The organism is Pseudomonas sp. GL_093 (assembly GCF_057837605.1).
The window spans coordinates 1084147-1106599 of sequence record NZ_CM174448.1; the positions used below are offsets into that span (position 1 = coordinate 1084147).

The following is a 22453-nucleotide window of genomic DNA, read 5'->3' on the forward strand; positions in this document are numbered from 1 at the left end:
CCGTGTAGTGACTGAAACTGCGAGTCATTCGCATTCCGTAGCGGTTCTACACAGGTCATGAGCAATGAAGTCCAGGGCGAAATCGGGTTCGGTCAAACAATGGTTGGGTACGTGTGCCCTGAGCTTTTCGGCGTTGGCATTGCTGCCGTTGAGTGTGGCGGTGGCGGCTGAGGCCGGCAGTGTCCGACAGAGTGCGCCGTTCAGCTTCGCAATGGCCGCCAAACCACTGCCTCAGGCCTTGAGCGACTTCAGTCGGATCACCGGCATCAGCGTGGTCTACACCGATGAGGCGCCTTACGGCATCAACGCTCCAGCGCTCAGCGGACAGATGAGTGCCGAGCAAGCAATGCAGCGTTTGCTCAGCGGTTCGGGTTTTACCTTCCGCCGTACCGACGGCCACACGTTGGTGCTGGAGCCGTTGCCTACCGATGGCGCCTTGAACCTGGGCGCGACCACCATCACCTCGGTGGCCGATCAATCCATGAGCTATCAGCCGCCACCCACCAGTTCGGTGATGCGCTCATCGGCCTTGCTTCAGGAAATCCCCCAGACCGTCAACGTGGTTCCGGCTCAAGTCATTCGCGATCAAGCGCCGCGCAATCTGGACGACGCGCTGGCCAACGTCAGCGGCATCACCCAGGGCAACACGCTCGCGAGCACTCAGGACTCGGTGATGACCCGCGGTTTCGGCGACAACCGTAACGGCTCGATCATGCGCGACGGCATGCCGATCGTGCAGGGCCGTGGCATGAATGCGACCGTGGACCGGGTCGAAGTGCTCAAGGGCCCGGCCTCGCTTCTTTACGGCATTCAAGACCCGGGCGGCGTGGTCAACATGGTCAGCAAAAAGCCCGAGCTTGAGCAGTACAACGCGTTGACCCTGCGTGGCTCGACCTATGGCGACGGTAAAAACGGCAGCGGTGGCGGTCTCGACAGCACCGGTGCGCTCGGCGAATCCGGGTTGGCCTATCGCATGGTGCTGGACCACGAAGACGAAGACTACTGGCGCAATTTCGGCACTCACCGCGAGACATTGGTAGCACCGTCACTGGCCTGGTTCGGCGAAAGCACCAAGCTGCTGTTCTCCTACGAACACCGCGAGTTTCTGACCCCGTTCGACCGTGGCACGATCATCGATCCGCGTGACAACCATCCGCTTGACATCTCCCGCGAGCGTCGCCTCGACGAGCCCTTCAACAACATGGAAGGCCGCTCGGACCTCTATCACTTCGAGGCCGATCACGAGCTCAACGACAATTGGAAAGCCCACTTCGGCTACAGCTGGAACCGCGAAACCTACGACGCCAGTCAGGTGCGCATCACCGCCATCGACACCAAAAAGGGCACGTTGACCCGCAGCATGGACGGCACTCAAAACGCTATCAGCACCGACCGCTTCACCACCGCCAGCCTTGAAGGCAATGTCCAGCTCGCGGGGATGAAACATGACCTGGTGTTCGGCGTCGATGACGAATACCGCAAGATCTACCGCGAAGACCTGATCCGCCAGAAAAGCCTGAGCACCTTCAGTTACATCAACCCGGTGTACGGCCGCGAAGTCGCCGGCACCACCGTCAGCCCGACGGACAGCGCGCAGACCGATGAACTGCGCAGCGACTCGATCTTCCTCCAGGACTCGATCCACCTGACCGATCAATGGATTTTCGTCGCTGGCGGGCGCTTCCAGGAATACGACCAGTACGCCGGCAAAGGCGTACCGTTCAAGGCCAACACCGACAGCAACGACCAGAAATGGGTGCCTCGCGCCGGCCTGGTGTATCGCTACACCGATGAACTGTCGTTCTACGGCAGCTACACCGAGTCGTTCAAACCCAACTCGACCATCGCGCCGTTGAGCGGCAGCAGCACCGTGCTGGACGGCAGCATCGCGCCGGAAGAAGCCAAGTCCTGGGAAATCGGCGCCAAGCTCGACATGCCGGGCCGTGTCACCGGTAACGTCGCGCTGTTCGACATCAAGAAACGCAACGTGCTGGTGGCCAACTCCGAAGGTCCGGTGACGATCTACAGCGCCGCAGGTGAAGTGCGTTCCCGTGGTCTGGAAGTGGACCTGAGCGGTCAGTTGACTGATCGCTGGAGCATGATCGGCAGCTATGCCTACACCGATGCCGAAGTCACCGAAGACCCGACCTACAAAGGCAAAAAACTGCAAAACGTCGCCAAGAATAGCGGCTCGCTGTCGGCGGTTTATGACTTCGGCACTATCGTCGGTGGCGATCAGCTGCGGGTCGGCGCGGGCGCGCGTTATGTCGGTGAGCGAGCGGGTAACGCGGTGAACGATTTCGACCTGCCGAGCTACACCGTGGCCGATGCGTTCGCTACCTACGACACCAAAGTCGAAGGGCAGAAGGTCAAGTTCCAGCTCAACGTGAAGAACCTGTTTGACCGCACCTACTACACCTCGGCGGCGAGCCGGTTCTTTGTGTCGATGGGGGATTCGCGGCAGGTGTCGCTTTCAAGCACGCTGGAGTTCTGATTGGAAACCGAGTCATCGTTCATCGTCGGAACGCCGCCCGGAGCCGGCTCACTCCCACAGGGGAATGCATTCCAAATGTGGGAGTGAGCCTGCTCGCGATGGCGGCGTGCCAGACACTGAAGACTTCAGGATTACCGCAAAAACGCCTGGCGATACTCGCCGGGCGTTCCGCCTAAAGCTTGCCTGAATCGATTGGTGAAATGACTCGCACTGGCAAACCCGCACGCCAATGCAATTTCCCCCAACGGCTGCGACGTCGCACGCAACAACTCCCGCGCCCGGCTCAGTCGTCGCGACAGCACATACTGATGCGGCGGCAACCCAAAGCTCTCGCGAAACATCCGCGCAAAGTGGTATTCGGATAGCGCACACAGCGCCGCCAACTGCCCCAGGCTGATCGCCTCGGCCAATTGGTTGTCGATGAACTCCACCAACTGCCGCCGCTGATGCGCAGCCAATCCACCCTTGAGCCGCAACCCCTCACGCATCCCGACCTGGCCGAGCAACACGTGGCTGAGCATTTCATGGGCCAGGCTGCTGGTGAGCACGCGTTCGCCGGGTTCGTCCCAGTTGAGTGTGAGCATTTGCCGAAAGCGCCGGGCTTGTGCCGGGTCGTCCAGAAAAGTGGCTTCGCGCAACTGCAGCTCGCGAGGTTCGCGGTCCAGCAGCGTGACGCAGCCGAGGGCGAATTGTTCGGGACTGAAATACACATGGGCCAGACGAATGTCGCCGTTGATCACCCAGCCTGATTGATGCTCGGCCGGCAGGATGCACAACTTGTCGGGGCCGCCCTTGGTGCCGGGTTGGTCGCGACGAAAGGTCCCGGTGCCACCGGCGATGTAGCAGGACAGGGTGTGATGACTCGGCGCTTCGTAATCCTGGGCGTCGTGATGATTGCTCCACAAGGCTGCAGCCATGCCGTCACCGAGCTCGGCGCTGTGCTCGAGGCGAGCATTGGGCGAGCGGTTGAGGGCTTGAAAAACTTGCAGTGATTCCAGTGCGGGCATGATGGCTTCTCTCCAACGCCTTGCATCCTACTCCGTAGCCGTTCGGCTGCCAGCCTGTGGCCCGACAAAAGCGCAAGTTTATGCAAGTGCGACGAGGCTTGGCGCAGGACACTGAGCCCCTATTGAGGAGCTTTGCCATGAACCTGTCGTTGTATTTGCTGACCGTGCTGATCTGGGGCACCACCTGGATTGCCTTGAAATGGCAACTGGGCGTGGTGGCGATTCCGGTGTCGATCGTTTATCGCTTTGGTCTCGCGGCGCTGGTGCTGTTTGTCATGCTGCTGCTGAGTCGCCGCCTGCAAGTGATGAACCGTCGCGGGCATCTGATTTGCCTGGCGCAGGGGCTGTGCCTGTTTTGCATCAACTTCATGTGCTTCCTGACCGCCAGTCAGTGGATCCCCAGTGGTCTGGTTGCGGTGGTGTTTTCCACCGCCACGTTGTGGAACGCGCTCAATGCACGCGTGTTCTTCGGCCAGAAAGTTGCTCGCAATGTGCTGATGGGCGGTGCGCTGGGCTTGTTCGGGCTTGGCCTGTTGTTCTGGCCTGAGCTGGCGGGCCACACCGCGAGCCCGCAAACCTTGCTCGGGTTGGGCCTGGCATTGCTCGGGACGCTGTGTTTCTCGGCAGGCAACATGCTGTCGAGCCTGCAACAGAAAGCCGGGCTCAAACCGCTGACCACCAACGCCTGGGGCATGGCCTATGGTGCGGCCATGTTGTCAGTGTGGTGCCTGGTCAAAGGCATTCCGTTCGACATGGAATGGAACGCGCGCTACATCGGCTCGCTGCTGTACCTGGTGATTCCGGGTTCGGTGATCGGTTTCACAGCCTACTTGACGTTGGTCGGGCGGATGGGGCCAGAGCGCGCAGCCTATTGCACCGTACTGTTCCCCATCGTGGCGCTGAATGTGTCGGCGTTTGCCGAAGGCTATCAATGGACCGCGCCCGCCTTGGTGGGTTTGGTACTGGTGATGCTGGGCAATGTGCTGGTGTTTCGTAAGCCCAAGGCGCCGATGGTGCAGGGGAACGGCAAGCTGGCCTGAGAGGCATGATGGTTGAGCGTTGAAGCCACTCAGCGCTCAGTTCTGATGGCTATAAATATCAGCAAAGGCAATATGAAATCGACGATATGCCGAGCCCAGTCTTTCGCGTTCCAGGTTTGTGACTCATCCATGTTGAACCATTCGACACCGACCACTTGCAGGCAGATGTAATAAACAAACATGGCGATCAATAATCCAATAATTGCAAACTTCTTCGCTTCATGAAAGTTTTTGGAAGAGGCGTTTATGTTTCGGTAAAGATGATAGGCGCCTAGCAAGCAGAAAGCGGTATAAATGACTTCAAGGGTAATAATGATCCAGTAGATTCGGTGGTGGAGCATGGGCGAGGTAATTGCCCTGTAGCTCAGGTTCAGGTTTTCTCGGGTGGTGTCCATGCTAAGGACGTGACCGACATATTCATAGTTTGATGCGTAGTCGGTGAAGTTGCTGTACATCACTAGCAGGCCAAAGAAGCTTATGTAAATCATCAGTATTACTTTGCTGTATCTGATGATCTTGTCAGTTGTAATGTTGTTCAAGGTAGGCACTCTCCATAACTAATAATCCGTGGGTCGGGTCAGTAGTGAAGAGTCTAACTTGTCGAACTTGTTTTCGTCGGCAGACTGAATTTCAAGTTGTGTATGGAGCGGGCAGACGTTTAAAGCGTCTGCCCTTTTTAGTTAGTGCTTCCAAATTTGTGGGTTCACCAGATCTTGCGGTCGCTCTCCCAGCAAAGCGCTGCGCAAGTTAGCCAAGGCACGGTTGGCCATGGCTTCGCGGGTTTCATGAGTTGCTGAGCCGATGTGCGGCAACGTCACCGCGTTTTTCAGTTGGAACAGGGGAGACTCGGCCAGCGGTTCTTTCTCATAAACGTCCAGCCCGGCGCCGCGAATCCTGTTGTTTTGCAGGGCTTCGATCAGGGCAGGTTCGTCCACCACCGGACCGCGCGCAATGTTCACCAGAATCGCGCTCGGCTTCATCAATGCCAGTTCGCGATGGCTGATCAGGTGTTTGGTTTTTTCGCTGAGCGGCACCACCAGGCAAACGAAATCGGCTTCGGCCAGCAGTTGATCAAGACTGCGGAACTGCGCGCCGAGTTCTTGCTCCAGCTCGGTCTTGCGGCTGTTGCCGCTGTAGATAATCGGCATGTTGAAGCCCAGTCGGCCACGTCGGGCGATGGCCGCACCGATGTTGCCCATGCCGACAATGCCCAACGTTTTGCCGTGTACATCGCAGCCGAACAACGGCGCACCAACGGTGGCTTGCCATTGGCCAGCCTTGGTCCAGGCGTCCAGTTCGGCGACGCGGCGGGCGCTGCTCATCAGCAAGGCGAAGGCCAGGTCGGCGGTGCTTTCGGTGAGGACGTCGGGGGTGTTGGTGAGCATGATCCCGCGTTCGTTGAAATAGGCGACGTCGTAGTTGTCGTAGCCGACCGAGACGCTGGAGACGACTTCCAGTTTGGCGGCGTTTTCCAGTTGTGCGCGACCGAGTTTGCGACCGACGCCGATCAGGCCGTGGGCGTGGGGCAGGGCTTCGTTGAATTGGGCGTTGATGTCGCCGTTTTTCGGGTTCGGGACGATGACGTCGAAGTCTTGCTGCAGGCGTTCGACCATTTCGGGAGTGACGCGGCTGAAGGCGAGGACGGTCTTTTTCATGGGAGGAGGGCTCTCGGCGCAGGTGAATGCCAAGCACGCTAACATTCTTCCGAGCTTTTATGCGAGCACCCGGATTGCCGAGTGTACGCCGTTGATCGTTCCCACGCAGAGCGGGGGAACGATCAATCAGTTGGGCTGGAAATCAGTTCGCCACCCGAACCCCACCCATGCTCCCGCTCAATTCATACGCCACCAATTCCGCCTGATGCGCCGCCAATATCTCCGGCAACGACCCGCGCAAATACTCGACCCACGTCTTGATCTTCGCATCCAGATACTGCCGCGACGGGTAGATCGCATACAGATTCAACTCCTGCGACCGGTAATTCGGCATCACCCGCACCAGCGTCCCGTTGCGCAACCCTTCAATCGCTGCATACACCGGTAAAACCCCAACCCCCATGCCGCTGGTGATCGCCGTCTTCATCGCATCGGCGGAGTTCACCAGAAACGGCGAGCTATTAATCGTCACCATTTCCTGGCCTTCCGGGCCGTCGAAGGTCCATTTCTCCAGCGGAATCACCGGGCTCACCAAACGCAGGCACGCGTGGTTCAGCAAATCGCTGGGCTTCTGCGCGCAGCCGTTGGCTTTCACATACGCGGGCGAGGCGCAAACGATGCTGTAGGTGATGCCCAAACGCTGGGAGACGAAGCCCGAGTCCGGCAGCTCGCTGGCCAGCACGATGGACACGTCGTAGCCCTCGTCGAGCAGGTCCGGCACGCGGTTGGCCATGGTCAGGTCGAAGGTGACGTCGGGGTGGGTTTTGCGATAGCGGGCGATGGCGTCGATCACGAAGTGCTGACCGATGCCGGTCATGGTGTGCACCTTGAGCTGCCCGGCCGGGCGGGCGTGGGCGTCGCTGGCTTCGGCTTCGGCTTCTTCGACGTAGGCCAGGATCTGCTCGCAGCGCAATAGATAGCGCTTGCCGGCCTCGGTCAGGGCGATGCGTCGGGTGGTGCGGTTGAGCAGGCGGGTTTGCAGGTGGGCTTCCAGGTTGGAGACCGCGCGCGAAACGTTGGCCGTCGTGGTGTCGAGTTGCACGGCGGCGGCAGTGAAGCTGCCGGCCTCGGCCACGTAACTGAAGGCGCGCATGTTTTGCAAAGTGTCCATGGGGTGCTCTCGGAGGCGATGGCAAATTGTGACACGAAGTTACGGGGGCTGAGACCCCGACCAAGGGATTATCGCGCTAACGGTAACAAAGATTCACAGGATTCCCAGCTTATCGCCAACAAAGCCGACCCCTAGAATTGCCCACCTCAGGAACAACTCCCCACCTCAGGAAATCGCAGCAGTGCCGCGTCGCATCAACAGAGCGCTTCAGACGCTCAGTGTTTTGGCTTTAACCCTGGCAATCAGCGGCTGCATCGGTACCGGAGGTATTGCCCCTCAGGGCAAGGCACTCGAGGCCAATTCACTGGCCACCGACGAAGCCATCCAGAACGCTGCACAGGACGCACACTGGCCGACCGCGCAATGGTGGCAGGCCTATGGCGACCCGCAATTGAACCGCTGGATCGACCTCGCCCTGCAAGGCAGCCCGACCATGGCCATGGCGGCGGCGCGAGTGCGTCAGGCCAAATCCATGGCCGGGATCGCCGAGTCCGCCGAGTCTTTGCAGATCAATGGCGAATCCACCCTCAAACGCCACAACTGGCCCACCGATCAGTTCTACGGGCCGGGCGAGTTGGCCAACACGACGACGTGGGACAACAACGCCGCGCTGGGCTTCAGCTACGCCCTCGACCTTTGGGGCCGCGAAAGCAACGCCACCGAGCGCGCCGTCGACATGGCGCACATGAGTGCCGCGGAAGCGCGTCTGGCCCAGCTCGAATTGCAGAACAATATCGTGCGCGCCTACATCGAGCTGTCGTTGCATTACGCGCAACGGGACATCGTCGCAGCGACCCTGAAACAGCAACAGCAAATTCTCGACCTCGCGCAGAAGCGCCTGAACGGTGGCATCGGCACCCATTTCGAAGTCAGTCAGGCTGAAACGCCGCTGCCGGAAACCCACCGCCAGATCGATGCGCTGGACGAAGAAATCGCCCTGAGTCGCAATCAACTCGCAGCCCTTGCGGGCAAAGGTCCGGGGGAGGGCGCGCAGTTGCAGCGGCCAACGTTGTCGTTGGGCGCGGCGCTGAAACTGCCGTCGTCGTTGCCCGCGCAGTTGCTCGGTCAACGCCCGGACGTGGTCGCCAGTCGCTGGCAAGTGGCGGCCCAGGCACGGGGTATTGATGTCGCTCATGCCGGTTTCTACCCCAACGTCGACCTGGTCGGCAGCCTCGGCTACATGGCCACCGGCGGTGGAGCACTGGAGTTTTTGACCGGCAAGAAGCTCAACTACAGCGTCGGCCCGGCCATCTCGTTGCCGATCTTCGACGGCGGCCGTTTACGTTCGGAGCTGGGCGAAGCCTCGGCCGGTTACGACATCGCCGTGGCCAAGTACAACCAGACGCTGGTCAACGCACTGAAAAACATCTCCGACCAGTTGATCCGCCGCGAGTCCATGGACAAGCAGCAGGCCTTCGCCGCCGAGTCGGTAGCCACCGCCCAGAAGACTTACGACATCGCGATGATCGCCTACCAGCGCGGCCTCACCGACTACCTCAACGTGCTCAACGCCCAGACCTTGTTGTTCAAACAGCAGCAGGTTCAGCAGCAGGTGCAGGCGGCGCGCCTCAGTGCGCACGCTGAACTGGTGACGGCACTCGGCGGCGGGCTCGGTGCGGGCAACGACGTGCCGAAAGACAGCCAGACCGCGGCACCGAAAACCCCGGCACTGCTTAAAAGCCTCTCAAATTGAACACAAAACCTGTGGGAGCGAGCCTGCTCGCGATAGCGGTGTGTCAGGCGAAATCAGCAGTGACTGACACATCGCATTCGCGAGCAGGCTCGCTCCCACAGGTGCCGCGCCCGGCCTTAATTTCATTGAGCAGGATTTCATGACTCCCTTGCCCGCACCTTTGCGCTGGCTGTATTCCCTTGAATGGCGCCGGGGGTTCTTCGACTGGGCGCGCAGCGATGGCGTGACCTGGGTCTACATTTTCAAGGTCTTGTTCGCGGCGTTTCTGACCCTGTGGCTGGCCATGCGCCTCGAGTTGCCGCAGCCGCGCACGGCGATGATCACCGTGTTTATCGTCATGCAACCGCAAAGCGGCCACGTGTTGGCCAAGAGTTTCTATCGCTTTCTTGGAACATTGGCCGGATCGGCGGTGATGGTCGCGTTGATTGCCTTGTTTGCGCAGAACACCGAGCTGTTCCTCGGTTCGCTGGCGATCTGGGTGGGCATCTGTTCGGCCGGCGCGGCGCGCTATCGCAACTTCCGCGCTTACGGTTTCGTGCTCGCCGGGTACACCGCCGCGATGGTCGGTTTGCCCGCACTGGCGCACCCGGACGGCGCGTTCATGGCGGCAGTCTGGCGGGTGCTGGAAATCTCCCTGGGGATCATTTGCTCCACGCTGGTCAGCGCCGCGATCCTGCCGCAATCCGCCAGCGCCGCCATGCGCAACGCCTTGTATCAGCGCTTCGGCGTGTTTGCGCTATTCGTCACCGATGGCTTGCGTGGTCGCAGCAAACGGGAGGCTTTCGAGGCGAGCAACGTGCGCTTCATTGCTGAGGCCGTGGGGCTGGAAGGGCTGCGCAGCGTCACTGTGTTTGAAGACCCGCACATGCGTCGACGCAACGGTCGGCTCAGCCGCTTGAACAGCGAGTTCATGGGCATTACCACCCGTTTCAACGCCTTGCACCAGTTGCTCGAACGCTTGCGCGGCAGCGGCACCGATCACGTGGTTGCGGCGATCAAACCGGGTTTGCAGGACCTCGCCGAACTGCTCGACGGCTTCAGCGGTCGTGCCTTGACCAACGCCGATGCGGGGCGTCTGGTGATCGCGTTGACCGCCTATAAAGAAGATTTGCCGGCACGCGTTCGCAGCTTGCGGGCGATTTTTCAGGAGAGCAATCCGAGCGACGCCGAGCAGCTGGATTTTCATACCGCGTACGAATTGCTCTATCGCTTTGTCGATGACCTGCACAGTTATGCACAGACCCACGCGTCGCTGGCCGATCACAGCCATGCGCGCGAGCAATGGGATGAGCCGTTCACCCCGCAAACCAACTGGATGGCGTCGGCCGCCTCGGGGATTCGCGCGGCGTTCATTCTGGTGGTTCTGGGCAGCTATTGGGTCGCCACCGCGTGGCCAAGCGGGGCGACGATGACCCTGATTGCCGCCGCGACCGTGGGCCTTTCAGCGGCGACACCGAATCCCAAACGCATGGCGTTTCAGATGGCTTGCGGGACGTTCCTCGGGGCCCTGATCGGCTTCGTCGAGATGTTTTTCATCTTCCCCTGGATCGACGGTTTTCCGTTGCTCTGCGTGATGCTCGCACCGGTGATCGTGCTCGGTTCGTTCCTGACTTCACGGCCTCAATATGCGGGCGTAGGGCTCGGCTTGCTGATCTTCTTCAGCACCGGTTCGGTGCCGGACAACCTCACCGTTTACAACCCATACGCCTTCATCAACGACTACATCGCCATGGTGCTCGGCATGCTGGTGTGCGCGGCGGCCGGGGCGATCATTCTGCCGCCCAACAGCCGCTGGTTGTGGCGTCGGCTGGAGCAGGATTTGCGTGGTCAGGTGGTGTACGCCATCAGCGGCAAACTCAAGGGGTTGGCGTCGAGTTTCGAAAGCAGCACGCGGGACTTGTTGCATCAGGCCTACGGTCTCGCCGCGGGGCAGCCGCAAGTGCAACGGGACTTGCTGCGCTGGATGTTCGTGGTGCTGGAAGTCGGCCACGCGATCATCGAGTTGCGCAAGGAACAGGCGATCCTGCCGGTGCATCCGGCCTATGCCGAATCCCAACCGTGGCGTCAGGCGATCCGGGTGATGGGCCGCTCGCTGGTGCGGCTGTTTCTGCAACCGAGCCAGAGCAATCTGGAGCGCGGCCTGATCGCTGTCGATCACGCGATCAGCCGCGTGCAAGCCACCGACGAACCTTTCGCGCCGCATTTCGACACCTCGGCCTTGCGTCGGGTGAAGAGCTATTTGCACTTCATCCGCACTTCGTTGCTGGACCCGCAATCACCACTCGCGGCTTACGCCCCAAGGACTTGAACATGCCTCGTGAAATCGCCTTCCACGGCGTGTACATGCCGACCATGACCCTGATGTTTTTCATTGCGGCGGCGCTGGCCTGGGCACTTGATCGGTTCTTGTCCGGGTTCGACTTGTACCGTTTCTTCTGGCACCCGGCGCTGCTGCGCCTGAGTCTGTTTACCTGTCTGTTCGGCGCCCTGGCGCTGACTGTCTACCGTTGACTCTCTATCACTGAAGAAGGCCCTGATGAAAAAGCTTTTCAGCCTGCTCGCCACCCTCCTGGTGCTGGCCCTCGCGATATGGATCGGCCGGACCCTATGGGTGCATTACATGGACACGCCATGGACCCGCGACGGCCGGGTGCGCGCCGATATCATCAACGTCGCTGCCGATGTCACTGGTGAAGTGGTGGACGTGCCGGTGCGCGACAACCAATTGGTGAAGAAGGGTGACCTGCTGATGCAGATCGACCCCGAGCACTATCGCATCGCGGTCAAACAGGCGCAGGCGCTGGTGGCCTCACGCAAGTCGACGTGGGAGATGCGTAAGGTCAACGCCCATCGCCGCGCCGACATGGACAACCTGGTTATTTCCAGGGAAAACCGCGACGACGCCAGCAACATCGCCGACTCGGCCCTGGCCGATTATCAGCACGCTCAGGCGCAGCTCGAAGCCGCCGAACTGAACCTCAAGCGCACAGAGGTCCGCGCAGCGGTGGACGGTTACGTGACCAACCTCAATGTGCATCGCGGCGATTACGCGCGCATCGGCGAAGCGAAAATGGCCGTGGTCGACATGAACTCGTTCTGGGTCTACGGCTTCTTCGAAGAAACCAAATTGCCCCATGTGCGGGTCGGCGATAAAGCCGACATGCAGCTGATGAGTGGGGAAGTGTTGAAGGGGCATGTGGAAAGCATTTCTCGCGGCATCTACGACCGTGATAACCCGGAGAGTCGCGAGCTGATTGCCGATGTGAACCCGACCTTTAACTGGGTGCGTCTGGCGCAGCGGGTGCCGGTGCGGATTCACATTGATGAAGTGCCGGAAGGGGTGCTGTTGGCGGCGGGGATTACTTGCACCGTTGTGGTTAACTAGCCATTGGACCGAGTCACGGCCTTCGCGAGCAAGCCCGCTCCCACATTGGCCCGAGTTCGAATGCAGATTTTGTGAACGACGCTAACCCCTGTGGGAGCGGGCTTGCTCGCGAATGAAGCGACTCGGTCTATCAGACATAAGGCAAAGGTTCATTCCTTGCAAAACGTCTCATGCAAATGCCGCCAAACCACTTTGCCATCCGCCTGCTTCTCAAACACCACCGTCGAGCGCCGATCCGAGTGCAGCCCCGTCGCATCGGTCTGCTGCTCGCGATAACTCACCGTTGCACCACCGTCGTGCAGAGCGATGCCGCGCAACTCGCTGAGCTCGATTCTGAACCCGAGCTTCTTCCCGCCGGCCATCAAAAACAATTCGCTCAACGCATCGAAATCCAGCACCCGGCCCAACGGCGAGACCATGGAAAACTGCGGAGAAAAACGCGTCAGCAACCGTTCAAGCGCCGGCTCGTCCTGTTCCTCGGCCAACCATTGCTCGATGGCAACGTGGGCCTGGATCACTTCGTCAAAGTATTCGGTGTAGTCAGTCATGGAAGTGTTTCCTGAAATTTTCTGCGTTAGTTCTGACGCCATCGCGAGCAGGCTCGCTCCCACAGGGATCTTTGGTGTGAATGCAATTTATGCCACGCAGCAGAACCCTGTGGGAGCGAGCCTGCTCGCGATGAAGTCGACTCGGTCTTAGAGTTGCCCCTTCAGTCCGAACCGCTTCATCAACCCCGCTTCCAGCAGCCCTTTAGGCAACAACCCTGCCAGCAACGGCAACGCCCGACTGCCATTGCCCAGACGAATCAGGCGCGGTGGTTTGCTCTGCTGCACGGCCTTGAGCAACCCGGCGGCAAATTCACTCGCCGGGGTCGGGTTGTCCTGGGAGGCCTTGGCCCGTGCGCGAATGCCTTCACGCAGTGGAAACCACGGCGATTGTTCGGTAATCAACTGCTCCGCCTCATGACCGGCATTCTTGGCAAAACTGGAAGCGATGGCGCCCGGCTGGACTTCCATGACCCGTACGCCAAACGGCGACAGTTCCATGCGCAACGCATCGGTCAAGGCATGCACCGCCGCTTTCGAGGCGCAGTAGGCGCCGGCGAATGGCGTGACCAAAACCCCGGACACGCTGCCGATGTTCACCACCAGACCCTTGGCGCGACGCAGTACCGGGAACAGGGCGCGGGTGACGCCGACAATGGCGAACACATTGGTTTCGAATTGCCGCTGCATGGCCGGCACTCCGCCGTCGAGCAACGGCCCCATGGCGCCATAACCGGCATTGTTGATCAGCACGTCGAGGCCGCCATGTTGCTGGTTGATGCGCTCGCTCAAGTGTTCGAGTGCGGCGCCGTCGTTGACGTCCAGTTGCACGGCGGTGAAACCGGCAGCGGCCAGCGCCGCAACGTCTTCAGCCTTGCGGGCGCTGGCCCAGACGTCGTATCCGGCATTTTTGAACACATCGGCGAGGGCGCGGCCAATGCCGCTGGAGCAACCGGTAATTAACGCAACGGGCATGGCGCGGTCCTTGTGCAAAAAGAAGAAGGGGATTAGTCGGAGAAACTACCTTGCAAACGCTCGGCGCGAAACTCCAGTGTTTGCGGGCGATAGCCAGGGCGCAGCGGCGGCAGGGGCAAGCAGTCTTCCCAGTTCGCACCGGCCTGCAGTTCGCCGGGGCCGCGATAGCGCGGTGCGGCGTATTGATTGTCGGCCAGGTTGACTGTGTCGCCCGGTGCATAGGCTGCGATGCGCCAGCGTAGTTCGGTCAGCGGCACGTCGTTGCCGTTGTTCATTTTCAGTTGCAACGGCCGGTCCGCCGGGCAGTGTTCGGGCGCGTAGGTGATGCGCAATTCCAGGCGCGCCAGTTGCTTGACCTCGCGGTTATCCAGCCAGATCACCCAGGTTGCCACCAGACCCAAACCAACGGCGGCTGCCAGAGAAACCGGCAATGCCTTGGCCGGGTAGCGCAGCAACAAAATCAACCAGGTGATGACCAGCAGGACGCCGATGAACATGACGCAAACCTCGGGAGGGGAGAAGGTCATCCTACCTAAGCGTGGGTGCGGTTGGCGATGGGCTTGATGGGTGTGGTGGATGTGATGGCCCTTTCGCGAGCAGGCTCGCTCCCACAGTGGATCTGCGGCGTGCACCAAACCCCTGTGGGAGCGAGCCTGCTCGCGAAGGGGCCAGCCGAGGCAACACAAAATCCAGACAAAAAAAGCCCCCACCCAACCCGCTGCGGATAGGGAAAACGCAGCGGGTCGGACAGGGGCTTCTTGTGTTACAGATCAATTACTGCGCGATGGTTTTCACCGACACGCCGCGTTCGATCGGGTTGGAGCGACCGTAGATATCTTCAAACCGCTCGATATCGTCTTCGCCCAGGTAGCTACCCGATTGCACTTCGATGATTTCCAGCGGGATCTTGCCCGGATTGCGCAAGCGGTGGACCGAGGCGATCGGGATGTAGGTCGACTGGTTCTCAGTCAGCAGGAACACGTTTTCGTCGCAGGTCACTTCAGCAGTGCCGCTGACCACGATCCAGTGTTCGGCGCGGTGGTGGTGCATCTGCAACGATAGGCACGCACCCGGTTTGACCGAGATGCGCTTGACCTGGAAGCGGCCGCCCATGTCTACCGAGTCGTAGGAGCCCCACGGACGATAGACTTCGCAGTGGTTCTGGGTTTCGCTGCGGCCCAGTTCGTTGAGGGTGTTGACCATCTGTTTCACGCCTTGGACCTTGTCCTTGTGGGCGATCATCATGGCGTCCTTGGTTTCGACGACCACGATGTTTTCCAGGCCGATCACCGACACCAGTTTGCCGTTGCCGTGAATCATGCAGTTTTTGCTGTCCTGAATGATCACATCGCCTTTGGTGACGTTGCCGTTGGCGTCTTTTTCATTCACTTCCCACAACGACGACCAGCAGCCGACATCGCTCCAGCCCGCGGTCAGCGGTACAACGCAGGCGCGCTGGGTTTTTTCCATCACCGAGTAGTCAATGGAATTGTCCGGGCAGCAAGCGAAGGTGGCGGCGTCGAAGTCGACGGTGTCGGCATCTTGTACGCTGCGTTCCAGGGTCAGCAGGCAGGTGTCGTAGATGTCCGGATCGTGTTTCTTCAGTTCTTCGAGGAAACGGCTGGCGCGGAACAGGAACATGCCGCTGTTCCAGAAATAACCGCCGGACTCGACGAACTCGGTGGCGCGCTTCACGTCTGGTTTTTCGACGAAGTGCGAGACGCGGCTGACGCCTTCCGGCAGCAGCGAATCATTGGTCGACTTGATGTAGCCATAGCCGGTTTCCGGTTTGGTGGCCGGTACGCCGAACAGCACCATTTCGCCGTTTTCTGCTGCGACCGTGGCCAGGGCCAGTGCGCGTTGCAGGGCTTTCTGGTCGTCCAGGACGTGGTCGGCCGGCAGCACCAGCATCAACTCGTCGCGACCTTCGTTGACCAGCATCATCGCGGTCAACGCAACGGCCGGAGCGGTGTTGCGGCCAAACGGTTCCATCAGGATGCGCTGGGTGTCCAGGTTACGGGCACTCAGTTGTTCGTTGACGATGAAGCGGTGGTCCTTGTTGCAGACCACGATCGGGGTGTCCATGCCTTCGAACACCAGGCGTTCCAGGGTTTGCTGGAACAGCGTATGTTCGCCGGTCAGGGCGAGAAATTGCTTAGGGAATTGCTTACGCGAAAGCGGCCAAAGACGTGAGCCACTACCACCTGACAAGATCACCGGAATCATGTTGTTACTCCTTAAAATCGAATGGGTCAGAGCTACTGCGTTCTGTCGTTTCACTCTTGTTCTTATTCCGTGTCCGGGTAGCCCGTGGGCTACCCGACAAAATGATTAGCGCGTCGAAACCGGGCGTTTTACCCAGACTGGCGACAGGCTGCTGCCGCTGCCAGTGACGTACAGCACTGCGGCTTCGCCTCGTTCCAGGGCAACCGGCTTCACGTCGCCGACCTTGGTGGCGCCGTCGTACAGTGCCAGGCTGACTTTGACCGGGTTGATTTCACGCTCGCCACGGCCTTTGGCCGCCACGGTCGGAACCACTTCGGTCTTGCCGTCAGCGGTTTTCAGGGTCAGGGCCTTGTCGCTGAGGTTCTGCACGCGAACCAGGGATTTCTGCTTGTTCTTGAACGGCGGTTCTTCGATCAGTTGCGGTGCGCCGCTGGCGTTGTTGACCAGGGTGTAATAGTGGTCACCGGCCAGTTTCACCGGCAGGGACTGGCTACCGACCTTGGCGCTGTAGTCGCCGCCCGGCATGAAGCTGAAGTCAGTGCTGGACAGCGGCGCGACTTCGGCCAGGTTGGTGGTGCCGACGGTGGCGCTGACTTCAGCGTTACCGGCGTTGTAGACACGTACGAAGCTCGAACCTTTCGGTGCAGTCGGGCCGTAGAGTGCGGCGTCGCCAGCGAAGGCGGACATCGACAACACGCTCATGCCAGCAACGAGAGCGAAGGTCTTGGCGAGACGGCGAGGAGTAGTAGTGAAAGTCATGGTGTACCTCTCTTTCAGTTTTGCGCCCGGTCGGGCGTCTCGGATTTAGTGTTTGCGGCTACGTTTTGTTGGCGAACGCCGGCTTCTTTGAGCTCTGCGACCCACTGCGGGTCGGCGTCACCGATTTCGTTGTTCACAGGCAGATAACGTTCAGGAAACTCCCAGATCAGCACCTGTGGCGGGCTGTTCTTGAAAGCATCGCTTTTCAGGTAGCTGAGCATCGGCAGAATCGGGCCGTGGCCGTCTTCGGCGTAATTGACCACGTCGCTGTTCAGCGCTTGTTTCAGCGCACCGACGAAGTTCCAGTTGGGGTTGGCGCTGTAGCTGGTGCCGATCAGGGCCACCGGCACTTCAGTGTTGGCGAACAGGGCGTCATCAGCGGCAGGCTGGTCCTGCGCCGCAACGGTGTTGCGCTTCTGCAACGGCTCAGTCTTGGGCATCAGGTTTTCGAACAGCGGGTCCAGCGGCAGGAACAACCGCAGGTCGCCCTTGTGAGTCACCTTCTCCGCAGGTTCAGTGACGAAGTGTTGCGGCTCGCCGCTCAGCGGGTACTTGTCGGAAATGGATTTCGCCAGGGTCTCGGCGGCGATTTGTGCGCCTTCCGGGGTCCAGTGGGTGTCGGTGCGCAGGAACACTTGCTGACCGTCCAACTTGGCTTTCAGCATCGGGCCGAACAGATCGGGCGCGAGGACTTTGTTGGCCGCCACATGAGCGTGGAAGTCGTCATAGAGGTTGGCGTGGATACTCGAAGGCTTCACTTCACCCAGGTGTTCCGGGTACAGGCGAGTCTTGGCCGGCACGATTGCCATGACCAGTTTCACGCCTTTGGCTTTCAGTTCCTGGCGCACGCCTTCAACCAGCGCGTAGTTGCCTTGCAGGTTCAGCTCTTCGTTGACGATCGGGTTGAATTCCTCATCGCTGTACAACCACTGATCGCGGCCGAGCACGACGCCCGGACGACCTTCGTTGAACAGTTTGAAATCCAGCGCAGCCCAAAGGTTGGTGCCCAGGCGCTTGATCGGAAACTCGTCGTCGTAATGCGTTTCCACGGCTTTGGTCCAGCGGCCGTTGAGCACCGTCGTTTCGGCAGAGGTACTGAAGCCGAGGAAACTGCGCGTGGACCACACGCCAAGGACCAACAGCGTCACCATGAACAGGGCGATGTAGAGGATGCGTAATGAGCGGGTCATAGTCAGATCCCTCAGAACTGGAAGTAAAGGAACGGCGAGAAGCTTTGCGCCGAGAGTTTGAAAATCGAGGCGATGAACAGCACCAGTACCAGCGTGCGCATCACGTAACGAGACCAGTCCGCAGTCCAGTAGGCCGGTTGCACAGTCGCTTCAACGCCGACGGTGTAGCCAGGCTGGTGGATGCTGCCCGGGTTGTCGCCCGGTACGGCTTTGATCATTCCAGGGGTCGCGGCAGCCGGGCCATCGGCCTCGACGTTCACAACAGGCTTGGTCTTCTCAGGCGGCAGGTTGCTGTAGAAGTCACGAATGCCGAAGAACGCCAGGGTCATGTAAGCCACCACCAGGGTCGCTACTTGCAGGCCGGTGAGGCTGGCTGCGTTGAGTTCCGACAATGACCATTCGCCGAAGCTGAACATCGCGCCGTACATACGACCGGCGACGTGCAGGTTTTCCGAGCGGAAGATCACCCAGCCCATGACGACGAGCAGGAAGGTCAGCGCCCAGCGGATCGGGTTGATGCTGCGCGGCGAGGTGTTCAGGCCGAGGGCTTTTTCGATCGCCAGCCACATGCCGTGCCAGGCGCCCCAGACGATGTACGTGATGTTCGCGCCGTGCCACAGACCACCGAGCAGCATGGTCAGGAACAGGTTGCGATAGGTCATCAGCGTACCTTTACGGTTACCGCCCAGCGTGATGTACAGGTAGTCACGCAACCAGGTGGACAGGCTGATGTGCCAGCGACGCCAGAACTCGGTGATCGACTGGCTGATGTACGGCTGTTTGAAGTTTTCCATGAAGCGGAAACCCATCATCAAGCCCAGACCGATTGCCATGTCGCTGTAACCGGAGAAGTCGAAATACAGCTGCGCGGTATAGGCCAGCGCGCCGAGCCAGGCATCGCCCGTGGTCGGGTTCTGCAAGGCGAAGCAATGGTCGGCCACGACCGCCAGGGTGTCGGCGATGAAGACCTTCTTGATGAAGCCCTGCATGAATCGCGTCGCACCTTCGGAGAACTTGTCGAGGGTGTGGGTGCGATTGTTGAACTGGTCGGCCAGGTCGCGAAAGCGCAACACCGGACCGGCGATCAGGTGCGGGAAGATCGCCACGAAAGCGGCAAAGTCGATCAGGTTGCGGGTCGCCGGCGTGTCACCACGGTAGACGTCGATGATGTAGCTGATGGACTCGAAGATGTAGAACGAGATCCCGATCGGCAACAGCACGTGGGTCAGGATGAACGGCGACAGACCGACGGAGGTCATCATCGCGTTGATGCTGTCGACGCCGAAGTTGGCGTACTTGAAGTAGCCGAGAATGCACAGGTCGACGGCCACGCCCAGGAGCAACCAGCGTTGTGCCGGTTTGGTCCGAACGCCTGCGGCACCGACTTTGAGGCCGATCCAGTAGTTCCACAGCGTGACGGCTGCGAACAGCGCAAGGAAGTCCACACGCCACCAGGCATAGAACACGTAGCTGGCGATCAGCAGCAGCAGGTTGCGATAGCGTATTCCGCTTAAGTAGTACATGCCGAGAAAGATCGGCAAGAACAAAAACAGGAACACGTTGGATGAAAATACCATCCCGGTCTCTCCATGTTTAACCAACAGTCAAGGGCCAACGGCCCCCCCAAACCCCCCACGAAAAAACCGGGGGAATATCACTCAACTCAAATCTTGCACTGACCCTTGTAGGAGTGAGCCTGCTCGCGATGAGGGCATTTCAGTCGACATCAATGTTGAATGTCAGACCGCAATCGCGAGCAGGCTCACTCCTACAGAGGCTTGCGTTTGGCTCTAGGAACCTTTTTTGCCCTTCTCATTCGCCGGGTCGTAGACCTTGGTCAGGTCACCCCCGAGGCGGAAGGTCTTGAACGGCTGCATCTCGTGCTTTTTCTCAAGCACATCCGGCGAGCAGGTGTAGAGCGAGCAGTACGGTTCGAGCCAGGCGAATTTCGAATCGACTTTCAGGTCGGTCATGTCCTGTTCCTTACCGTTCTTGTTCTCGAATTCTTCCGGGTCTTTGACACCCGCGAGCACTCGATCACCCAGGCGTTTCAATGCGCCGTTGTTTTCCTGGCGCAAGTCCACACCGTTGACCTGAGCGAAACTGGCGATCATCGCGAGCGGCGGCAGGGCGTAGTTGTGGTAGGCGAGGGCGCGTTGCTGACGCTTGAGTTCGTTGGGCAGGAAACCCTGCGCGTCGATTTGATTGGCGCCGACCTTGAACTCTTTCACCGACCAGTCGAACAGGTCGCGGCGGTTGGTGGCGATGGACGTTGCCATCACCGACCAGGCGGCCCAGTACGAATGGTTGTTGGTTTGTTCCAGTGGCAGGTTGTCCCAGTCGCTGACTACCTGATCGGCCATTTTGTTGAACCAGGCTTCAATCAACTGCGATTCTTGCGGATGATTCGCCAACGGATGGGAGTCGGAAAACTTCAGGCGAATGTACGAAGAAGCCATGCTGCCCAAGGCCCATTTGCGCATCGACTTGCCGGTGTGGTTGAAGTCCTTGGACATTAACGCATCGGCCTTGGCCCAGGCGGTCAACCAGTTCAGCGTGCACTCGAGTTGTTCCGGACGACCGTCACGCATGAATTGCATCACGCGCTTGCTGGTGCCGCGTTCCAGTTTGGTGATGTCGGCGGTGCTGTCGCGAAAGGCTTTTTCCGATACCTCGTTCAGGGTCGAACGGGCCTTGTCGGAACCTTCGTATTTGCTGCGAAATTGCAGCGAGCCGGTGTATGGCGTCGGCATCGCATCACAACCTTCGCTCTTGTCGCCGGTTTTGACTTTTTCAATCGGCGCGAAGTACCCCTGTGGCGGGCGCAGTGGCGCGGCGGCCTGAGTCGCACCGGCAAACATGGCCAGGCTCAACAGGGACGGTGCGATCAATCTTTTCAAAGTTCGGGTTTGCATAGTTGCCTCATTGCCCGGTCTGAGCGGTACGCTGCCCAGTGCCAGGGAACACGTTGCGTTTGCAGATTTTCGCTTCGACTTTCTGTCCCGCGGCACCTGCTTCAGGGCCCTGGATTTCGACGGCCAGCAGATTCTGCGAGGCCCAGTCTTCGTCCGTGCGCAACTCAAAGGCGAAACGCCCGTCAGTGTCGGAGGTTTCCGGCTTTTCGATCTTGATGTCCTCGTGGCGACCGTTCATGTACCAGAGGGTGGCTTGCAGAGTTTTCACCGACGGATCGGCGAAGCGGATATCAACCTGGTGACTGCTGTTTTGCAGGTTCAGGTTCTTGCTGTTGACCATCAATTCGTTCTTGCCCGGTTTCAACGTGGTGCTGCCGGTCATCTGTGCATCCTTTCCTTCGCAACCGTTGTCCAGCAGCGCCATCATCTGGCGGTAGATGGTTTCCTGGTCGAGGCGATAGAGCGGCGAGAATTCCCAGATCAGAATCTTCGGCGGCTTGGTCTGGAACTCTTCGCTGCCCAGGTACTGCAGCATCGAACCTTCCAGGCCACCGCCGGGGAACGCCACGTTGAGGATGTCGGCGCCGATGGCCTCTTCGAGGAAACCGGCGAAGTTGTAGTTCTTGCCACTGTGGCTGGTGCCGACCAGGGTGATCTCCGGATTGCCGGAATCACTGAACAGATCGCCATCAGCTGCTTCGCCTTTCGGCTCGGTGGTGAACTGATCCATGTACTGGATCGCGTAGCTGGTGCCACAGAGTTGACCAGCCATGTTGTGTAACGTTCCAGTCTTGCCCATGCGACCCGACTTATGGCTCTCGAATTCGCGCTTCGGCACGTCGGCGAAGGCCGGCATTTTCTTGATTTGCTCACCGACGATTTTCGCCGTGCGCTGGGCGCCATACGGCGTCCAGTGTTGGTCGCCCTGGAAGTAGAAATCGTGGGCCGGCAGGGTGTCAGGCAGCGACTCATTGGTCAGCGGCGACAGGTCCGGCACGGTGTAGCCCATGGCGGCGAAACGCCCGAGCATGGTCTTGTAGTTCTTCAGGGCCTTGTCGAAATCGTACTTGGCCTTGTCTTCCGGGTTGAGCTTGTTGCGGTTCACCAGACCACGGGTCGGCTGGTAAACGATGACCAGTTCAATGCCTTTGCTCTTGAACGCATCGTGCAGTTCTTTCATGCGTTTGTAGCCGCCGGGTGTGGTGTCGAACTCGGTGCGCAAGTCTTCTTGCGTACGGAACAGCCAATCGCCCTGAGCCTGCACCAGCGTGGTGAAGTTCTGCTGATAGCGCGTGGTGTAGTTCTTCGCGTCGTGGGCTTCCGGGCACAGGTTGCAGCACGGCTCGGCGCTGAAGGCAGGTGCTTTGGCTTCATCGGCACGAGCGCCGGCGCTGGCTGCGAAAATGCCGACGGTCAGGGCCGACAGGCTGAGTAATTTGATCAAGTGTGAGTGCATAA

18 protein-coding genes and 1 pseudogene are annotated in these 22453 nt (G+C 59.7%); 6 read left to right on the forward strand and 13 right to left on the reverse strand.

The window, feature by feature from the left end; translation table 11 throughout:
- The first annotated feature begins 64 nt into the window (after window positions 1-64).
- Entirely contained in the window at window positions 65-2494 is a 2430-nt protein-coding gene (locus AC3IUE_RS04785; RefSeq protein ID WP_489265867.1) for a TonB-dependent siderophore receptor, read from the forward strand.
- Between the two features lie 131 nt (window positions 2495-2625).
- Here AC3IUE_RS04785 and AC3IUE_RS04790 read toward each other — a convergent pair whose 3' ends face one another.
- Complete coding sequence (locus AC3IUE_RS04790; RefSeq protein ID WP_489265869.1) at window positions 2626-3501, reverse strand: helix-turn-helix domain-containing protein; 876 nt, start codon at window positions 3499-3501, stop codon at window positions 2626-2628.
- Between the two features lie 137 nt (window positions 3502-3638).
- Here AC3IUE_RS04790 and AC3IUE_RS04795 point away from each other — a divergent pair, with 137 nt between their 5' ends.
- Window positions 3639-4541, forward strand: a complete 903-nt coding sequence (locus AC3IUE_RS04795) for a DMT family transporter (RefSeq protein ID WP_489265871.1) — start codon at window positions 3639-3641, stop codon at window positions 4539-4541.
- A 29-nt stretch (window positions 4542-4570) separates the two neighbouring features.
- On the opposite strand, the gene AC3IUE_RS04800 is transcribed toward AC3IUE_RS04795, so the two are convergent.
- The 3 genes from AC3IUE_RS04800 to AC3IUE_RS04810 form a co-directional block, all read right to left on the reverse strand.
- Complete coding sequence (locus AC3IUE_RS04800) at window positions 4571-5080, reverse strand: DUF2165 family protein (RefSeq protein ID WP_489265873.1); 510 nt, start codon at window positions 5078-5080, stop codon at window positions 4571-4573.
- Window positions 5081-5221: 141 nt separating this feature from the next.
- The gene (locus AC3IUE_RS04805) at window positions 5222-6196 is read right to left on the reverse strand and encodes a 2-hydroxyacid dehydrogenase (RefSeq protein WP_489265875.1); all 975 of its coding nucleotides are present in this window, start codon (window positions 6194-6196) and stop codon (window positions 5222-5224) included.
- A 142-nt stretch (window positions 6197-6338) separates the two neighbouring features.
- A complete protein-coding gene (locus tag AC3IUE_RS04810; protein ID WP_008150590.1) occupies window positions 6339-7307 on the reverse strand; it encodes a LysR family transcriptional regulator in 969 nt (322 codons plus the stop codon).
- A gap of 181 nt (window positions 7308-7488) precedes the next feature.
- Between AC3IUE_RS04810 and AC3IUE_RS04815 the strand changes: the two genes are divergently transcribed.
- The 4 genes and pseudogenes from AC3IUE_RS04815 to AC3IUE_RS04830 all read left to right on the forward strand — a co-directional run bounded on the left by AC3IUE_RS04815 (window position 7489) and on the right by AC3IUE_RS04830 (window position 12385).
- Complete coding sequence (locus AC3IUE_RS04815) at window positions 7489-9000, forward strand: efflux transporter outer membrane subunit (protein WP_489265877.1); 1512 nt, start codon at window positions 7489-7491, stop codon at window positions 8998-9000.
- 139 nt (window positions 9001-9139) lie between these two features.
- Window positions 9140-11321, forward strand: a pseudogene (locus tag AC3IUE_RS04820) (FUSC family protein).
- On the forward strand, window positions 11311-11511 hold the full coding sequence (locus AC3IUE_RS04825) for a DUF1656 domain-containing protein (RefSeq protein WP_007896379.1): 201 nt from the start codon (window positions 11311-11313) through the stop codon (window positions 11509-11511). The pseudogene AC3IUE_RS04820 and the gene AC3IUE_RS04825 overlap by 11 nt, the downstream one beginning before the upstream one ends.
- Before the next feature lie 25 nt (window positions 11512-11536).
- The gene (locus AC3IUE_RS04830; protein WP_489265880.1) at window positions 11537-12385 is read left to right on the forward strand and encodes an efflux RND transporter periplasmic adaptor subunit; all 849 of its coding nucleotides are present in this window, start codon (window positions 11537-11539) and stop codon (window positions 12383-12385) included.
- 149 nt (window positions 12386-12534) lie between these two features.
- On the opposite strand, the gene AC3IUE_RS04835 is transcribed toward AC3IUE_RS04830, so the two are convergent.
- The 9 genes from AC3IUE_RS04835 to AC3IUE_RS04875 form a co-directional block, all read right to left on the reverse strand.
- On the reverse strand, window positions 12535-12933 hold the full coding sequence (locus AC3IUE_RS04835) for a DUF4440 domain-containing protein (RefSeq protein WP_489265882.1): 399 nt from the start codon (window positions 12931-12933) through the stop codon (window positions 12535-12537).
- Window positions 12934-13080: 147 nt separating this feature from the next.
- Window positions 13081-13905 (reverse strand): SDR family oxidoreductase, encoded by an 825-nt coding sequence (locus AC3IUE_RS04840; RefSeq protein ID WP_489265884.1) that lies wholly within the window; start codon window positions 13903-13905, stop codon window positions 13081-13083.
- Between the two features lie 32 nt (window positions 13906-13937).
- Entirely contained in the window at window positions 13938-14402 is a 465-nt protein-coding gene (locus AC3IUE_RS04845; protein WP_489265886.1) for a multidrug transporter, read from the reverse strand.
- A gap of 277 nt (window positions 14403-14679) precedes the next feature.
- Window positions 14680-16131 (reverse strand): mannose-1-phosphate guanylyltransferase/mannose-6-phosphate isomerase, encoded by a 1452-nt coding sequence (locus AC3IUE_RS04850; protein ID WP_489265887.1) that lies wholly within the window; start codon window positions 16129-16131, stop codon window positions 14680-14682.
- Window positions 16132-16236: 105 nt separating this feature from the next.
- A complete protein-coding gene (locus AC3IUE_RS04855) occupies window positions 16237-16890 on the reverse strand; it encodes an alginate O-acetyltransferase AlgF (protein WP_489265889.1) in 654 nt (217 codons plus the stop codon).
- Between the two features lie 14 nt (window positions 16891-16904).
- A complete protein-coding gene (locus AC3IUE_RS04860) occupies window positions 16905-18080 on the reverse strand; it encodes an alginate O-acetyltransferase (RefSeq protein WP_056743082.1) in 1176 nt (391 codons plus the stop codon).
- Between the two features lie 11 nt (window positions 18081-18091).
- Entirely contained in the window at window positions 18092-19657 is a 1566-nt protein-coding gene (locus AC3IUE_RS04865; RefSeq protein WP_056743084.1) for an MBOAT family O-acyltransferase, read from the reverse strand.
- Between the two features lie 213 nt (window positions 19658-19870).
- Window positions 19871-20995 carry a mannuronate-specific alginate lyase gene (locus AC3IUE_RS04870; RefSeq protein ID WP_056743086.1) on the reverse strand — a complete coding sequence of 375 codons (1125 nt, stop codon included), beginning with the start codon at window positions 20993-20995 and terminating at the stop codon, window positions 19871-19873.
- 7 nt (window positions 20996-21002) lie between these two features.
- The gene (locus tag AC3IUE_RS04875) at window positions 21003-22451 is read right to left on the reverse strand and encodes an alginate O-acetyltransferase (RefSeq protein WP_489265892.1); all 1449 of its coding nucleotides are present in this window, start codon (window positions 22449-22451) and stop codon (window positions 21003-21005) included.
- Between the last annotated feature and the right edge of the window lie 2 nt (window positions 22452-22453).

Excerpts from the sequence above, each read along its gene's own strand:
- AC3IUE_RS04785 (WP_489265867.1), top strand. The coding sequence starts at position 65 with ATGAAGTCCAGGGCGAAATCGGGTTCGGTCAAACAATGGTTGGGTACG.
- AC3IUE_RS04790 (WP_489265869.1), bottom strand. The coding sequence starts at position 3,501 with ATGCCCGCACTGGAATCACTGCAAGTTTTTCAAGCCCTCAACCGCTCG.
- AC3IUE_RS04795 (WP_489265871.1), top strand. The coding sequence starts at position 3,639 with ATGAACCTGTCGTTGTATTTGCTGACCGTGCTGATCTGGGGCACCACC.
- AC3IUE_RS04805 (WP_489265875.1), bottom strand. The coding sequence starts at position 6,196 with ATGAAAAAGACCGTCCTCGCCTTCAGCCGCGTCACTCCCGAAATGGTC.
- AC3IUE_RS04810 (WP_008150590.1), bottom strand. The coding sequence starts at position 7,307 with ATGGACACTTTGCAAAACATGCGCGCCTTCAGTTACGTGGCCGAGGCC.
- AC3IUE_RS04825 (WP_007896379.1), top strand. The coding sequence starts at position 11,311 with ATGCCTCGTGAAATCGCCTTCCACGGCGTGTACATGCCGACCATGACC.
- AC3IUE_RS04830 (WP_489265880.1), top strand. The coding sequence starts at position 11,537 with ATGAAAAAGCTTTTCAGCCTGCTCGCCACCCTCCTGGTGCTGGCCCTC.
- AC3IUE_RS04835 (WP_489265882.1), bottom strand. The coding sequence starts at position 12,933 with ATGACTGACTACACCGAATACTTTGACGAAGTGATCCAGGCCCACGTT.
- AC3IUE_RS04840 (WP_489265884.1), bottom strand. The coding sequence starts at position 13,905 with ATGCCCGTTGCGTTAATTACCGGTTGCTCCAGCGGCATTGGCCGCGCC.
- AC3IUE_RS04845 (WP_489265886.1), bottom strand. The coding sequence starts at position 14,402 with ATGTTCATCGGCGTCCTGCTGGTCATCACCTGGTTGATTTTGTTGCTG.
- AC3IUE_RS04850 (WP_489265887.1), bottom strand. The coding sequence starts at position 16,131 with ATGATTCCGGTGATCTTGTCAGGTGGTAGTGGCTCACGTCTTTGGCCG.
- AC3IUE_RS04855 (WP_489265889.1), bottom strand. The coding sequence starts at position 16,890 with ATGACTTTCACTACTACTCCTCGCCGTCTCGCCAAGACCTTCGCTCTC.
- AC3IUE_RS04860 (WP_056743082.1), bottom strand. The coding sequence starts at position 18,080 with ATGACCCGCTCATTACGCATCCTCTACATCGCCCTGTTCATGGTGACG.
- AC3IUE_RS04865 (WP_056743084.1), bottom strand. The coding sequence starts at position 19,657 with ATGGTATTTTCATCCAACGTGTTCCTGTTTTTGTTCTTGCCGATCTTT.
- AC3IUE_RS04870 (WP_056743086.1), bottom strand. The coding sequence starts at position 20,995 with ATGCAAACCCGAACTTTGAAAAGATTGATCGCACCGTCCCTGTTGAGC.
- AC3IUE_RS04875 (WP_489265892.1), bottom strand. The coding sequence starts at position 22,451 with ATGCACTCACACTTGATCAAATTACTCAGCCTGTCGGCCCTGACCGTC.